This window comes from Pseudomonas sp. GW823-FHT01D03 (genome assembly GCF_058798255.1).
This window is the reverse complement of sequence record NZ_JBXAKK010000001.1, coordinates 1503646-1518066: the sequence shown is the minus strand read 5'-3', so window position 1 is coordinate 1518066 and position 14421 is coordinate 1503646. Positions and strand designations below refer to the sequence as shown.

Sequence of the window (14421 nt, the reverse complement as noted above, 5' to 3'; positions counted from 1 at the left end):
ACAACATGGCTGCATAAAGAAAGTCGATCGGCTGCAACCCACGACGGGTTCAAGGCCCGTACGGAGATTCAAATGACTCAGATCGCCCGCATCAGCGACACCGGCAATGAACGCCGCCTGCAAGCCGAACGCCTGATCGGCGCCGAGGCCTTGCAGCAAGCCCAGGCCTTGCGCTTCAGCGTATTCAGCGGCGAGTTCAACGCCAAGCTGAAAGGCGCGGAACTGGGTCTGGACATGGATGACTATGATGTTCACTGCAGCCACATCGGCGTGCGTGACCTGAACACCGGGCGTCTGGTCGCCACCACTCGTTTACTGGATCACGCGGCTGCCAGCAGCCTGGGCAAATTCTACAGCGAAGAAGAATTCAGCCTGCACGGCCTGGCGCATCTGCAAGGCCCGATCCTCGAAATCGGCCGCACCTGCGTCGACCCGGCCTACCGCAACGGCGGCACCATCGCCGTGCTCTGGGGTGAACTGGCCGAAGTGTTGAATCAGGGCGGCTACAGCTATCTGATGGGGTGCGCGAGCATTCCGATGCAGGACGGCGGCGTGCAGGCCCATGCGATCATGCAGCGTCTGCGCGAACGTTATCTGTGCACCGAACACTTGCGTGCCGAACCGAAGAAACCGCTGCCGTCGCTGGACATTCCATCGAACGTAATCGCGGAAATGCCGCCGCTGCTCAAGGCCTACATGCGTCTGGGTGCGAAGATCTGCGGCGAGCCGTGCTGGGACGAAGACTTCCAGGTCGCCGACGTGTTCATCCTGCTCAAGCGCGACGAACTCTGCCCGCGCTACGCCAGGCACTTCAAGGCGGCCGTGTGATGAGCCGCTTGCGCGTATACGCGCGGATCGCGCGGGTGCTGCTGGTGGTGGCGCTGGGTTTGACCATGGCCAGTGTGTTCGGCGTGTTCGAACGTCTGGGCCTGGCGCACTCGATGCAACGTCGGCAGCGCTGGTCGCGGTTTTTCATGGCGCGTCTGAGTCATGCCCTGCCCTTTCGCGTGACCGTGCACGGCGAGCTGCCGAAGCAGCCGATGCTGTGGGTCAGCAATCATGTGTCATGGACTGACATTCCGCTGCTGGGCATGCTCACGCCGCTGTCGTTTCTGTCCAAGGCCGAAGTGCGCACCTGGCCGGTGGCCGGTTGGCTGGCGGCGAAGGCTGGCAGTCTTTTCATCCGTCGCGGTTCGGGCGACAGCCAGTTGATCCGCAAACAGATGACCCGTCACCTGCAAACGCAACATCCGCTGCTGATGTTCCCGGAAGGCACCACCACCGATGGCCGCTCGCTGCGCACCTTTCATGGTCGCCTGCTGTCGGCGGCCATCGATTCGGAGGTGATGCTGCAACCGGTGGCGATCCGTTATCTGCGCAATGGCGAAATCGACGCGTTGGCGCCGTTCATTGGTGACGATGATTTGCTGTCACACCTGATGCGTCTGTTCAGCCACGATTGCGGCGATGTCGAAGTGCATCTGCTCAAGCCGATCGCCTGTCAGGGCCGCGAGCGTGCGGCGCTGGCGTTCGAATCGCAGCAGGCGGTGCAGAAGGCGTTGTTTGGTGAGGTGGCCAAACCTGCCGAACCGCGTCGCGCCGGCGAATTGATCGCTGCCTGAAACACAGATCCCCCCTGTGGGAGCGGGCTTGCTCGCGAAGGCGGTGTGTCATTCAACATTTTTGAAGGATGATCCACCGCATTCGCGAGCAAGCCCGCTCCCACAGGGTTCTAAGGTGTTGTCGAGTGTTGTGCAAAATCCTGAAGCTGCGGATAGAACAAGCGGAAATCCTCACTCAGCGGTTCATACAAGCGCCGTAATTCCTGCATCGCCCCCGCCAGCTCCTCAGGCCGGGTCAGGCGGCGGGAGATCCCGCGCAGCACCTGCTCCAACACTTCAAACTCTTGATACGAACCCAGCCAGTCATTGGCAACCATGTGCGGCGCGATTTTCGCCAGGCGTTCGGGCAATTGCCGCTCATTCGACAGCACCCGGTACACGTCACGGGTGAACTGCTGCAGCGGTTGATCGGCGTACAGCGTCCAGTCGCGGGCCAGGCAATGGTCGAAAAACACATCGAGGACAATCCCCGCGTAACGCCGCCGGGTCTCGGTGAAACGCCCGAGGGCGATGTCCACCAACGGATGGCGATCGGTGAATACATCAATCCGCCGATGCAACTGAATCGCCGCTTCAATCTGGGGTGCAAATTGCCCTTGCAGGCGTCCTTTGACGAAATCGCCATACAGACTGCCGAGTAATTGCTCGGGGTGCTGGCCTCCGAGGTGTAAATGTGCGAGATAGTTCATGGGCGCAGCTTAGCACTGCGCGCTTTCATCGTTACAGCACACGTATCGTTATAACCCGATATACCGATTTATGCGGTCGTCAGATCAAATTCATATTGGTATATCGCGAAATACCGATTTAAAGTTCGCCTCATCGCGATATAGCGCTACACATCACGAGCATAAAGCCATGAACCTCGACCTCGACGAAATAATAAAAGCCCTGGCACACCCAGTACGGCGAGACATTCTCATCTGGCTGAAAGACCCCAAAGCCCAGTTTCCTGAGCAGATACACAACCACGAGTACGGCATCTGCGCCGGGCAGATCGATCAACGCTGCGGCCTGTCGCAGTCGACCGTCTCCGCCCACCTGGCGACCCTGCAACGCGCAGGTCTGATCAGCAGCCAGAAAGCCGGCCAGTGGCACTTCTTCAAACGCAACGAGGACGTGATCCAGGCGTTCCTCGACGCCATCGTCAAAGAGCTCAGCGCTCCCACAAGGAATTGATTCAAATGCCCCTCTCGCTACTCATTCTGGCCTTGAGCGCCTTCGCCATCGGCACCACCGAGTTCGTCATCATGGGCCTGCTGCCCGATGTGGCGGCCGACCTCGGTGTGTCGATTCCCGGCGCCGGCTGGCTGGTGACCGGTTACGCCCTGGGCGTGGCCATCGGTGCGCCATTCATGGCTCTGGCCACCGCCAGACTGCCGCGCAAGGCCGCACTGGTAGCGCTGATGGGCATTTTTATCGTCGGTAACCTGCTGTGTGCCATCGCCAGTGACTACAACGTGCTGATGTTTGCCCGTGTCGTCACCGCGCTGTGCCACGGTGCGTTCTTCGGTATCGGTTCTGTGGTAGCCGCCGGGCTGGTGGCGCCGAACAAGCGTGCATCCGCCGTGGCACTGATGTTCACCGGCCTGACCCTGGCCAACGTCCTCGGCGTGCCGCTGGGCACGGCGCTGGGCCAAGAAGCCGGCTGGCGTTCGACCTTCTGGGCGGTAACCGTGATTGGTGTAGTGGCGCTGATCGGTCTGATCCGCTTCCTGCCGGCCAAGCGTGACGAGGAAAAACTCGACATGCGCGCCGAACTCGCCGCCCTCAAAGGCGCCGGCATCTGGCTTTCGCTGAGCATGACCGCGCTGTTCGCCGCGTCGATGTTCACCCTCTTCACCTACGTCGCGCCGCTGCTCGGCGATGTCACCGGCGTCTCGCCAAAAGGCGTGACCTGGACCCTGCTGCTGATTGGTCTCGGTCTGACGGTGGGCAACATCATCGGCGGCAAGCTGGCGGACAAGCGTCTCGGCGCCACCCTGATCGGCGTGTTCGTGGCGATGGCGGTGGTTTCCACCGTACTGAGCTGGACCAGCGTTGCGCTGATCCCGACTGAAATCACCCTGTTCCTCTGGGCCACCGCTTCGTTTGCCGCCGTCCCGGCGCTGCAAGTCAACGTGGTGACCTTCGGCAAGGCCGCACCGAACCTGGTGTCGACCCTGAACATCGGCGCTTTCAACATCGGCAACGCCCTGGGCGCCTGGGTCGGCGGCAGCGTCATCGCCCACGGTTTCGGCCTGACCAGCGTGCCCCTGGCCGCCGCCGCGCTGGCCGTGCTCGCACTGCTGGTGACCCTGATCACTTTCCGTCAGAACGGCGACGCCGGTCTGGCCCCCGCTACCCACTGATTAACCACTTAACTGACGAGGGTTGTACACATGGCAACTATTTTCGATCCGATCAAACTGGGCGACCTTGAGCTTTCCAACCGCATCATCATGGCCCCGCTGACCCGCTGCCGCGCTGATGAAGGCCGCGTACCGAACGCGCTGATGGCCGAGTACTACGTGCAACGCGCCTCGGCTGGTCTGATCCTGTCCGAAGCCACTTCGGTGACCCCGATGGGCGTCGGCTACCCGGACACTCCGGGCATCTGGTCCAACGATCAGGTACGCGGCTGGACCAACGTGACCAAAGCCGTGCACGCTGCCGGCGGCAAGATCGTCCTGCAACTGTGGCACGTCGGCCGCATCTCGCACCCGTCGTACCTCAACGGCGAAACCCCGGTCGCCCCGAGCGCCATCCAGCCTGAAGGTCACGTCAGCCTGGTTCGCCCACTGGCCGACTACCCGACTCCGCGTGCTCTGGAAACCGCTGAAATCGCCGAGATCGTCGACGCCTACCGCACTGGTGCCGAAAACGCTAAAGCCGCCGGTTTCGACGGCGTGGAAATCCACGGCGCCAACGGCTACCTGCTCGACCAGTTCCTGCAAAGCAGCACCAACCAGCGCACCGACAACTACGGTGGCTCGCTGGAAAACCGTGCGCGTCTGCTGCTGGAAGTGACTGACGCGGCGATCGACGTCTGGGGCGCCGGCCGTGTCGGCGTACACCTGGCACCGCGCGCCGATTCCCACGACATGGGCGACGACAATCTGGCTGAAACCTTCACTTACGTGGCTCGCGAGCTGGGCAAGCGCGGCATCGCCTTCATCTGCTCTCGTGAGAAAGAAGGCGCTGACAGCCTCGGCCCACAACTGAAAGAAGCCTTCGGCGGCGCGTACATCGCCAACGAACGCTTCACCAAGGACAGCGCCAATGCGTGGCTGGCTGAAGGCAAGGCTGACGCCGTAGCGTTCGGCGTACCGTTCATTGCCAACCCCGATCTGCCGGCACGTCTGAAGGCCGATGCACCGCTGAATGACGCGCGTCCTGAGTTGTTCTACGGCAAAGGCCCGGTCGGCTACATCGATTATCCAACGCTGTAAACAACATCAACTAACAAGTAAGCCCCGCCTCGAAAGAGGCGGGGCTTTTTTATTTTCACACATTTAAAGATTCGCCATCAGAACAATATAAACCTATGCTCCGCCCAGCAACTCATCAATTACAACCCACCAACTTAATCAAGCAAGGTTATATAAAAATGAATGATATAGATCCAAACAAACTTACATTCCTTCTGCAAATCACCAATGCCACGGACTCTACTTTCTGGCTTGAGGATTCCTCTCCAAAGCACCCACCCTTGACGCGTATCGACAAGATCCTACCCTACCAGACCGTCTTTATGATGTTTGAAGGAGATCCTCATCTGAAGCAGGACATCGTTATTGATTACGATATCAAAAAAGAGCTATTCAGCACTTACGTCTGCTACACCAACTACAAACAGAAAGTACAATTCGACACCACGCTCAGTTATTGCTACAGACAAATGGCGGGGCACCGGCCTCCAAAGGTCGAACTCTTCTGGGATACCAATGCTTTCTCTATTGGCGCCGAACCGATCAACTGCGGCGCGGCATTGGAAAATGAAAACCCGGTTTACCCATACAGTTATAAGATGATCGCATTCATGACGCCGTCGGCCTGATAGAGAGTTACCCGCTTATGCAGTAACGGTACGGACAACGCTGTTGCTCAATGCCCATTTTGCCCGAGTCGTTAACATTCATTCACACAGTCGACACAAAACCCCTACAAAATACGTAGCTCGCTACCTATCAACCTGCGCAACGTACGTATATAAAAGCACCCCATTACAGAAAGGCTTGAAGCAGGGACATTTCCCCGCTTCAAGTCTTGACACGGACAGATTCAATTACGCATTTTGTTTCATTTGCGCAGACTGGGGCTCAGGCGCAGCATATCAAGCCCTGTATCGACCCAGCGCTCGGCTTCGGCATGCAATTGAAAGCTGTCCGGCGCCAATAGCCATCCATACAGGAGGCCATCGATATACGCATGAATGCTGATGGCCGCCCGGGCAGTGTCGAGATCTTCCGGCAACTGCCCGCGATTGACCGCATTACGCAGGGTCAGACCGATGCGCAGGTTGCAATCGAGACTGGCCGTGCGGCGCTGCTGGCGCAGATCGCACATTTCATCGGTGAATTCGCACTTATGAAACAGAATCTCGTTGATGCGACGGGTCTTCGGATCCAGGGCGACCTGATGGAACAGATGGATCAACAGCTTGCGCATGCATCCCAGCGGATCGAGTTCGTCCTCGCTCTCGCTGGCCTTGGCCAATTCATCCAGCGGTTCATGCAGGCTGTCGAGCATCGCCTGCACCAGATCGGCCTTATTGCTGAAATGCCAATAGATGGCACCGCGCGTGACGCCGGCCATCGTCGCGATATCCGCCAGGGTCGTGCGGGCCACGCCCCTTTCATAAAACGCTTTCTCGGCCGCTTCGAGAATCTGGCTGCGCGTTTCCTGAGCTTCCTCTTTGGTACGACGGACCATGGCAGTAAAACCTCAAACAGGATGTTTCAGGGATGGCTGAATATCCGCTGAATAAAGAGGGGGCTGATTTCTCACGAATCGGCTCCCCGGCCTACAATTTCAAACCTTGCGACGCATTTTGTAACAGGGTGGGTACGACGCCAAGCTATTTACAAACAACCATGAACGTAAGTATATTCCTTAGCAAGCTACTTATCCACTCGACCCGATTTTTTTACCCTTTCACACTTCTTGTGCGCAATGTGCGCGCCTGACCCGAGGATCTTCATGCAATTCAAGCCAGCTGTTACCGCTCTGGTCACTGCCGTCGCCCTGGCATCGCTGCTCAGCGGATGTAAAAAGGAAGAAGCGGCCCCAGCCGCTCCGCCTCCTCAGGTCGGCGTCGTCACCCTGCAACCACAAGCGTTTACCCTCACGTCCGAACTGCCCGGGCGCACCAGTGCGTACCGCATCGCTGAAGTTCGACCACAGGTCAACGGCATCATTCTCAAGCGTCTGTTCAAGGAAGGCGGCGATGTCAAAGCCGGCCAGCAGCTGTATCAGATCGATCCGGCAGTCTATGAAGCGACCCTGAAAAGCGCCGAAGCCAACCTGCGTTCGACCAAGTCGATCTCCGACCGCTACAAGCAACTGGTCGACGAGCAGGCCGTGAGCCGCCAGGAATACGACACCGCCGTGGCCAATCGCATGGAATCGGAAGCGTCGTTGCAGAGTGCGCAGATCAACGTGAAATACACCAAGGTCTACGCGCCGATCTCCGGCCGCATCGGCCGTTCTTCGGTGACTGAGGGTGCTTTGGTCAGCAATGGCCAGACCGACGCCATGGCCGTGATCCAGCAACTGGACCCGATCTACGTTGACGTCACCCAGTCCTCGGTAGAGCTGCTGGAGCTGCGCCGCGAGCTGGAAAGCGGTCGTCTGCAAAAGGCCGGCGACAACGCCGCCGCAGTCAAGCTGACCCTGGAAGACGGCAGCCAGTACAAGCTCGACGGCAAGCTGGAATTCTCCGAAGTGTCAGTCGATCAGACCACAGGTTCGGTGACCCTGCGCGCGGTGTTCCCGAACCCGGATCACACCCTGCTGCCAGGCATGTTCGTCCACGCCCAGTTGCAGGCCGGTGTGAACAGCGCCGCGATTCTCGCGCCGCAGCAAGGCGTGACCCGTGACCTCAAAGGCACGCCGACCGCACTGGTCGTCGGTGCGGACAACAAGGTCGAACTGCGTCAGCTCAAGGCCAGCCGCACCGTCGGCAGCCAATGGCTGATCGAAGATGGCCTGAAGGCTGGCGATCGCCTGATCACCGAAGGTCTGCAGTACGTCAAACCGGGTGTTGAAGTCAAAGCCACTGAAGCGACCAACGTTCACGCAAAGAACCCGGCCCCCGCACAGGCAGCTGACCAAGCCGCCGGCGGCAAAGGGGAGTAACCCATGTCAAAATTCTTCATCGACCGTCCGATTTTCGCCTGGGTAATTGCCCTGGTGATCATGCTGGTCGGGGCTCTATCGATCCTCAAATTGCCGATCAACCAGTACCCGAGCATTGCGCCGCCAGCCATTGCGATCTCCGTGACCTACCCGGGCGCTTCGGCGCAAACCGTGCAGGACACCGTGGTCCAGGTGATCGAGCAGCAGCTCAACGGTATCGACAACCTGCGTTATGTGTCCTCGGAAAGTAACTCCGACGGCAGCATGACCATTACCGCGACCTTCGAGCAAGGCACCAACTCCGACACCGCGCAGGTGCAGGTTCAGAACAAGCTGAACCTCGCCACCCCGCTGCTGCCGCAGGAAGTGCAGCAACAGGGTATCCGCGTGACCAAGGCAGTGAAAAACTTCCTGCTGGTGATCGGCGTGGTGTCGCGTGACGGCAGCATGACCAAGGACGACCTGTCCAACTACATCGTATCGAACATGCAGGATCCGATTTCGCGCACCGCCGGTGTCGGTGACTTTCAAGTCTTCGGTGCCCAGTACGCGATGCGCATCTGGCTTGACCCGGCCAAGTTGAACAACTTCAACCTGACCCCGGTCGACGTGAAAACCGCCATCGCTGCGCAGAACGTTCAGGTTTCGTCGGGTCAGCTCGGCGGCTTGCCGGCCGTACAAGGTCAGCAACTCAACGCCACGATCATCGGCAAGACCCGTCTGCAGACCGCCGAGCAGTTCAAGGAAATTCTGCTCAAGGTCAACAAGGACGGTTCGCAAGTTCGCCTCAAAGACGTGGCAGATGTCGGCCTCGGCGGTGAAAACTACGCGATCAGCGCCCAGTTCAACGGCAGTCCAGCTTCCGGCCTGGCAGTGAAACTGGCCAACGGCGCCAACGCCCTCGATACGGCCAAGGCCCTGCGCAACACCATCGACAGCCTCAAGCCGTTCTTCCCGCAAGGCATGGAAGTGGTGTTCCCGTACGACACCACTCCAGTGGTCACCGAGTCGATCAAAGGTGTGGTTCACACGCTGGTCGAAGCGATTGCGCTGGTGTTCCTGGTGATGTTCCTGTTCCTGCAGAACTTCCGCGCCACCGTCATCACCACGATGACCGTACCGGTGGTATTGCTCGGTACCTTCGGCATCCTCGCCGCCGCCGGTTTCAGCATCAACACGCTGACCATGTTCGGCATGGTGCTGGCCATCGGTTTGCTGGTGGACGACGCCATCGTCGTGGTGGAAAACGTCGAGCGGGTGATGAGCGAAGAAGGCTTGTCACCCAAGGAGGCGACCAAAAAATCCATGGGCCAGATTCAGGGTGCGCTGGTCGGTATCGCCCTTGTACTGTCGGCGGTATTGCTGCCGATGGCCTTCTTCAGCGGCTCCACCGGTGTGATCTACAAGCAGTTCTCGATCACCATCGTTTCGGCCATGGCCCTGTCGGTGCTGGTTGCCCTGATCTTCACCCCGGCGCTGTGCGCGACCATGCTCAAGCCCATTCCGAAAGGCGAGCATGGCACGCCGAAGAAAGGCTTCTTCGGCTGGTTCAACCGCAATTTCGACCGTGGTGTACAGAGCTACGAACGCGGCGTCGGCAATATGCTGTCGCGTAAAGCGCCATATCTGCTGGCTTACCTGCTGATCGTCGTTGGCATGATCTGGCTGTTCACCCGCATTCCGACCGCGTTCCTGCCGGAAGAAGACCAGGGCGTACTGTTCGCTCAGGTACAGACCCCAGCCGGTTCCAGTGCCCAGCGTACCCAGGTGGTCGTCGATGAAATGCGTGAATACCTGCTGCGTCCGAACAAGGATGGCGGTGAGGCTGACGCGGTGGCTTCGGTGTTCACGGTGACCGGTTTCAACTTCGCCGGTCGTGGCCAGAGCTCGGGTATGGCGTTCATCATGCTCAAGCCGTGGGGTGAACGTAACGCCGACAACAGCGTGTTCAATCTGGCTGCACGGGCCCAGCAGCACTTCTTCAGCTTCCGCGATGCGATGGTGTTTGCCTTTGCCCCGCCAGCGGTACTGGAGCTGGGTAACGCCACCGGTTTCGACGTATTCCTGCAGGACCGTGCCGGTATCGGCCACGAAAAACTGATGGAAGCGCGCAACCAGTTCCTCGGCATGGCTGCGCAAAGCAAAGTCCTCACACAAGTGCGTCCGAACGGCTTGAACGACGAGCCACAGTTCCAGCTGGAAATCGATGACGAGAAGGCCAGTGCCCTGGGCATTACCATCAGCGACATCAACAACACCCTGTCGATTGCCTTGGGCAGTAGCTATGTCAACGACTTCATCGACCGCGGTCGAGTGAAAAAGGTGTACGTGCAAGGCCAACCGGACTCGCGCATGAGCCCGGAAGACCTCAAGAAGTGGTATGTACGCAACGCCCAAGGCACCATGGTTCCGTTCTCCGCTTTCGCCAAGGGCGAGTGGATCTACGGCTCGCCGAAACTGGCACGCTACAACGGTGTGGAAGCGGTAGAAGTGCTGGGTGCTCCGGCGCCGGGTTACTCCACCGGTGAGGCGATGGCCGAAGTCGAAGCGATTGCCAAGAAACTTCCGTCGGGTGTCGGTATCTCCTGGACCGGTCTGTCCTACGAGGAACGGCTGTCCGGCTCGCAGGCGCCAGCGCTGTACGCCTTGTCGCTGCTGATGGTGTTCCTGTGTCTGGCGGCGCTGTATGAAAGCTGGTCGATTCCGATCGCGGTCATGCTCGTGGTACCGCTGGGGATCATCGGTGCGTTGATGGCAACCAGCCTGCGCGGGCTGTCCAACGACGTGTACTTCCAGGTGGGCTTGTTGACGACCATCGGTCTGGCAGCTAAAAACGCCATTCTGATCGTCGAGTTCGCCAAGGAACTGCATGAGCAAGGGCGCAGCTTGCGTGATGCGGCGATCGAAGCCTGCCGCATGCGTCTGCGACCGATCATCATGACTTCGCTGGCCTTCGTGCTCGGTGTTGTACCGTTGGCAATCTCGACCGGTGCCGGTTCGGGCAGCCAGCATGCAATCGGTACTGGCGTAATTGGCGGTATGCTGACGGCCACGATCCTGGCGATCTTCTGGGTCCCACTGTTCTTCGTCACGGTTTCGTCCATGGGCCAGCGCAAAAACGCCGACCAGGATGAAACTAAAGAAACTCCTAAAGAGGCTGGCCAATGAGCAAGTCGCTACTCTCCCTCGCAGTCGCCGCCTTCGTGCTGAGCGGTTGCTCGCTGATACCCGACTATCAGCAGCCTGAGGCTCCGGTCGCAGGTCAGTACCCGCAGGGGCCGGCCTATTCGCCGGCCCAGGCACCGGCGCAAGCCGCTGCCGAGCAGGGCTGGAAGCAGTTTTTCCATGACCCTGCGCTGCAGCAGCTGATCCAGGTATCCCTGGAAAACAACCGCGACCTGCGTGTCGCGGCGCTGAACATCGACGCCTATGCGGCTCAATACCGCATCCAGCGCGCCGACCTGTTCCCGGCGGTGTCGGCCAATGCCAGCGGCAGCCGTCAGCGGGTTCCGGCCCGTGCATCGCAGACTGGCGAGTCGAGCATCACCAGCTCCTACTCTGCCACTGTCGGCATCAGCGCCTACGAACTCGACCTGTTCGGTCGGGTTCGCAGCCTGAGCGAACAAGCGCTGCAACAATACTTCGCCACTGAAGAAGCACGCCGCAGCACGCAGATCAGCCTGGTGGCGAGCGTCGCCAATGCTTACCTGACCTGGCAAGCGGACAAGGAACTGCTCAAGCTGACGCAAGACACCCTCGGTGCCTTTGAAGAAAGCTACAAGCTGACCAGCCGCAGCAACGAAGTCGGTGTGGCTTCGGCGCTGGATCTGGCGCAGTCGCGTACCTCGGTCGAGAACGCCCGGGCACAACTGGCGCGTTACACCCGCCAGGTGGCGCAGGACGAAAACAGCCTGACCCTGCTGCTCGGCACCGGCATCCCGGCCAATCTGCAAGCGGCCAAACCGCTGTCCGATGATCTGCTCAGCGACGTACCGGCCGGTCTGCCTTCGGACCTGCTGCAGCGTCGTCCGGACATCCTGCAAGCCGAGTACAACCTGAAAGCGGCCAACGCCAACATTGGCGCCGCCCGTGCAGCGTTCTTCCCGAGCATCAGCCTGACCGCCAACGCGGGCAGCCTGAGCCCGGACCTGTCCGGTCTGTTCAAGGGTGGCTCGGGTACCTGGCTGTTCCAGCCGCAGATCAACCTGCCAATCTTCAACGCCGGCAGCCTGCGCGCCAGCCTCGACTACGCCAAGATCCAGAAGGACATTGGCGTGGCGAACTACGAGAAGTCGATTCAAACCGCCTTCCAGGAAGTCGCCGACGGCCTGGCCGCGCGCCAGACCTACACCGAGCAGCTGCAAGCGCAGCGTGACTTCGTCGCGGCCAACCAGGATTACTACCGCCTGGCCGAGCGTCGTTACCGCATCGGTGTCGACAGCAACCTGACCTTCCTCGACGCCCAGCGTCAGCTGTTCAGCGCACAACAGGCACTGATCACCGACCGCCTCGCGCAGCTGACCAGTGCGGTCAACCTGTACAAGGCCCTGGGTGGCGGCTGGAATGCGCAGACCGCGCAGAATGAACCGCTGAAAGAAGAAGCACCGAAGATGAAGCTGTTCTGATCATCCGGTGAACACAAGGAGCCCGCCATTTGGCGGGCTTTTTGTTGCCTGAAACAAATGTGTTGTCTGGAATGGCGCTATCGCGAGCAGGCTCACTCCTACAGGGGAACGCATTCCAATTGTAGGAGTGAGCCTGCTCGCGATAGCGACTTATCGACCACCACAAAACCCGGCTCAATCTTGCGTTCGATAATCGCCCGAAACCCGCTTTCCCCGATTGAATCCCGCCCACCGCGCCCCGCACCATTCGCTCCACAAAACCAATAACAACAGGTTCGACACCATGCTCCCGCGCCCTGTCCCGTCCGGCTGATCGCCGCCGCTTCATCCCTGATTCTGCAAGCTCGTGCCCGCCCCGAAATGGCGGCAACGGCTCTGTTCGACCTAAAAAAATAACAAGAGACCCTGCGATGACTCATCCAACTGCGCCGTACGCACTCCCCGGCCTGATCGCCCTGGCCCTGACCGGCGTCGCCCTCCCCGCCGCAGCCGAAGAAGCCGGTTTCGTCGAAGGAGCCAAGGTCAACCTGAACCTGCGCAACTTCTACATCAACCGCAACTTCACCAACCCGACCAAGGCTCAGGGCAAGGCTGAAGAGTGGACGCAGAACTTCATCCTCGACGCCAAATCCGGCTTCACCCAAGGCACCGTCGGCTTCGGCATGGACGTGCTGGGCCTGTACTCGGTGAAGCTCGATGGCGGCAAAGGCACCGGTGGCACGCAACTGCTGCCGCTGGATCACGACGGGCGACCGGCGGACAACTTTGGCCGCACCAACGTCGCGTTCAAGGCCAAACTGTCGCAGACCGAAATCAAGGTCGGCGAATGGATGCCGGTGCTGCCGATCCTGCGTTCGGACGACGGCCGTTCGCTGCCGCAAACCTTCCGTGGCGGGCAGATCACCTCAAAGGAAATCAACGGCCTGACTCTCTATGGCGGGCAGTTCCGCGCCAACAGCCCGCGCGACGACAGCAGCATGAGCGACATGTCGATGACCGGCAAAGCGGCGTTCACCTCTGATCGCTTCAACTTTCAGGGCGGTGAATACGTTTTCAACGAAAAACGCACGCAGATCGGCCTGTGGAACGCCGAACTCAACGACATCTACAGCCAACAATACGTCAACCTGATTCACAGCCAGCCACTTGGCGACTGGACGCTGGGCGCCAACCTCGGTTTCTTCTACGGCAAGGACGACGGCAGCGCCCGCGCCGGCGAACTCGACAACAAGACCTGGTCGGGGATGTTCTCGGCCCGCTACGGCGGCAACACCTTCTACGTCGGCCTGCAGAAACTCACTGGCGACAGCGCCTGGATGCGCGTCAACGGCACCAGCGGCGGCACCCTGGCCAACGACAGTTACAACGCCAGCTACGACAACGCTCAGGAACGTTCCTGGCAAGTGCGCCACGACTACAACTTCGCCGCCCTGGGCATCCCCGGCCTGACCCTGATGAACCGCTACATCAGCGGCGACAACGTACACACCGGAACCATCACCGACGGCAAGGAATGGGGCCGCGAATCGGAACTGGGCTACACCGTACAGAGCGGCACCCTGCGCGACCTCAACGTGCGCTGGCGCAACTCGACCATGCGCCGCGACTTCAGCAACAACGAGTTCGACGAGAACCGCCTGATCATCAGCTATCCGATCAGCCTGCTTTGAACCGCATGCCGGCGCTGCGGCGCCGGCATCAACCACTGGTCAGCCCGGACTGGCGATTTGTCGAGGCGCAGATACAGTCAACAGAGTGTGTAAATTCTCCAGCCTGCTGTAGGAGCCCTTAGTTTTCTTCCGTTATCTCCGGATGCTGTACGCGAAGCTGCCTTG

General features: G+C 59.9%; 12 protein-coding genes. 10 read left to right on the top strand and 2 right to left on the bottom strand.

What is annotated here, in order from left to right; translation table 11 throughout:
- Positions 1 to 72 precede the first annotated feature (72 nt).
- On the top strand, positions 73 to 828 hold the full coding sequence (gene olsB, locus AC1RBR_RS06715) for an L-ornithine N(alpha)-acyltransferase (protein WP_095138490.1): 756 nt from the start codon (positions 73 to 75) through the stop codon (positions 826 to 828).
- Positions 828 to 1622 carry a lysophospholipid acyltransferase family protein gene (locus AC1RBR_RS06710; protein ID WP_492563540.1) on the top strand — a complete coding sequence of 265 codons (795 nt, stop codon included), beginning with the start codon at positions 828 to 830 and terminating at the stop codon, positions 1620 to 1622. The genes olsB and AC1RBR_RS06710 overlap by 1 nt, the downstream gene beginning before the upstream one ends.
- Before the next feature lie 110 nt (positions 1623 to 1732).
- Here the strand turns inward: AC1RBR_RS06710 and AC1RBR_RS06705 are convergent, their stop codons facing one another.
- Positions 1733 to 2311: an acyl carrier protein phosphodiesterase gene (locus AC1RBR_RS06705; protein ID WP_492563538.1), complete on the bottom strand. Its 579-nt coding sequence runs from the start codon at positions 2309 to 2311 to the stop codon at positions 1733 to 1735.
- A 169-nt stretch (positions 2312 to 2480) separates the two neighbouring features.
- Here AC1RBR_RS06705 and AC1RBR_RS06700 point away from each other — a divergent pair, with 169 nt between their 5' ends.
- The 4 genes from AC1RBR_RS06700 (at position 2481) to AC1RBR_RS06685 (ending at position 5661) form a co-directional block, all read left to right on the top strand.
- Positions 2481 to 2801 (top strand): ArsR/SmtB family transcription factor, encoded by a 321-nt coding sequence (locus tag AC1RBR_RS06700; RefSeq protein WP_003222436.1) that lies wholly within the window; start codon positions 2481 to 2483, stop codon positions 2799 to 2801.
- 5 nt (positions 2802 to 2806) lie between these two features.
- On the top strand, positions 2807 to 3973 hold the full coding sequence (locus tag AC1RBR_RS06695; RefSeq protein ID WP_003222434.1) for an MFS transporter: 1167 nt from the start codon (positions 2807 to 2809) through the stop codon (positions 3971 to 3973).
- 30 nt (positions 3974 to 4003) lie between these two features.
- Positions 4004 to 5053 carry an alkene reductase gene (locus AC1RBR_RS06690; RefSeq protein WP_443533130.1) on the top strand — a complete coding sequence of 350 codons (1050 nt, stop codon included), beginning with the start codon at positions 4004 to 4006 and terminating at the stop codon, positions 5051 to 5053.
- 158 nt (positions 5054 to 5211) lie between these two features.
- Positions 5212 to 5661 carry a hypothetical protein gene (locus AC1RBR_RS06685; protein WP_115986214.1) on the top strand — a complete coding sequence of 150 codons (450 nt, stop codon included), beginning with the start codon at positions 5212 to 5214 and terminating at the stop codon, positions 5659 to 5661.
- A 242-nt stretch (positions 5662 to 5903) separates the two neighbouring features.
- Here AC1RBR_RS06685 and emhR read toward each other — a convergent pair whose 3' ends face one another.
- On the bottom strand, positions 5904 to 6536 hold the full coding sequence (emhR, locus tag AC1RBR_RS06680) for an efflux system transcriptional repressor EmhR (protein WP_027614407.1): 633 nt from the start codon (positions 6534 to 6536) through the stop codon (positions 5904 to 5906).
- A gap of 267 nt (positions 6537 to 6803) precedes the next feature.
- On the opposite strand from emhR, the gene emhA reads away from it, so the two are divergent.
- The 4 genes from emhA (at position 6804) to AC1RBR_RS06660 (ending at position 14256) form a co-directional block, all read left to right on the top strand.
- Positions 6804 to 7961, top strand: a complete 1158-nt coding sequence (gene emhA / locus AC1RBR_RS06675) for an efflux RND transporter periplasmic adaptor subunit EmhA (RefSeq protein ID WP_095138485.1) — start codon at positions 6804 to 6806, stop codon at positions 7959 to 7961.
- A gap of 3 nt (positions 7962 to 7964) precedes the next feature.
- Complete coding sequence (emhB, locus tag AC1RBR_RS06670; RefSeq protein WP_492563537.1) at positions 7965 to 11129, top strand: efflux RND transporter permease subunit EmhB; 3165 nt, start codon at positions 7965 to 7967, stop codon at positions 11127 to 11129.
- Positions 11126 to 12586 carry an efflux RND transporter outer membrane subunit EmhC gene (gene emhC / locus AC1RBR_RS06665; RefSeq protein ID WP_095138483.1) on the top strand — a complete coding sequence of 487 codons (1461 nt, stop codon included), beginning with the start codon at positions 11126 to 11128 and terminating at the stop codon, positions 12584 to 12586. Before emhB ends, emhC begins: the two co-directional genes overlap by 4 nt.
- 410 nt (positions 12587 to 12996) lie before the next feature.
- Complete coding sequence (locus AC1RBR_RS06660) at positions 12997 to 14256, top strand: OprD family porin (protein WP_492563535.1); 1260 nt, start codon at positions 12997 to 12999, stop codon at positions 14254 to 14256.
- Positions 14257 to 14421 lie beyond the last annotated feature (165 nt).

Excerpts from the sequence above, each read along its gene's own strand:
- AC1RBR_RS06705 (WP_492563538.1), bottom strand. The coding sequence starts at position 2,311 with ATGAACTATCTCGCACATTTACACCTCGGAGGCCAGCACCCCGAGCAA.
- emhB (WP_492563537.1), top strand. The coding sequence starts at position 7,965 with ATGTCAAAATTCTTCATCGACCGTCCGATTTTCGCCTGGGTAATTGCC.
- AC1RBR_RS06710 (WP_492563540.1), top strand. The coding sequence starts at position 828 with ATGAGCCGCTTGCGCGTATACGCGCGGATCGCGCGGGTGCTGCTGGTG.
- AC1RBR_RS06690 (WP_443533130.1), top strand. The coding sequence starts at position 4,004 with ATGGCAACTATTTTCGATCCGATCAAACTGGGCGACCTTGAGCTTTCC.
- AC1RBR_RS06695 (WP_003222434.1), top strand. The coding sequence starts at position 2,807 with ATGCCCCTCTCGCTACTCATTCTGGCCTTGAGCGCCTTCGCCATCGGC.
- emhC (WP_095138483.1), top strand. The coding sequence starts at position 11,126 with ATGAGCAAGTCGCTACTCTCCCTCGCAGTCGCCGCCTTCGTGCTGAGC.
- AC1RBR_RS06660 (WP_492563535.1), top strand. The coding sequence starts at position 12,997 with ATGACTCATCCAACTGCGCCGTACGCACTCCCCGGCCTGATCGCCCTG.
- olsB (WP_095138490.1), top strand. The coding sequence starts at position 73 with ATGACTCAGATCGCCCGCATCAGCGACACCGGCAATGAACGCCGCCTG.
- emhR (WP_027614407.1), bottom strand. The coding sequence starts at position 6,536 with ATGGTCCGTCGTACCAAAGAGGAAGCTCAGGAAACGCGCAGCCAGATT.
- emhA (WP_095138485.1), top strand. The coding sequence starts at position 6,804 with ATGCAATTCAAGCCAGCTGTTACCGCTCTGGTCACTGCCGTCGCCCTG.
- AC1RBR_RS06700 (WP_003222436.1), top strand. The coding sequence starts at position 2,481 with ATGAACCTCGACCTCGACGAAATAATAAAAGCCCTGGCACACCCAGTA.
- AC1RBR_RS06685 (WP_115986214.1), top strand. The coding sequence starts at position 5,212 with ATGAATGATATAGATCCAAACAAACTTACATTCCTTCTGCAAATCACC.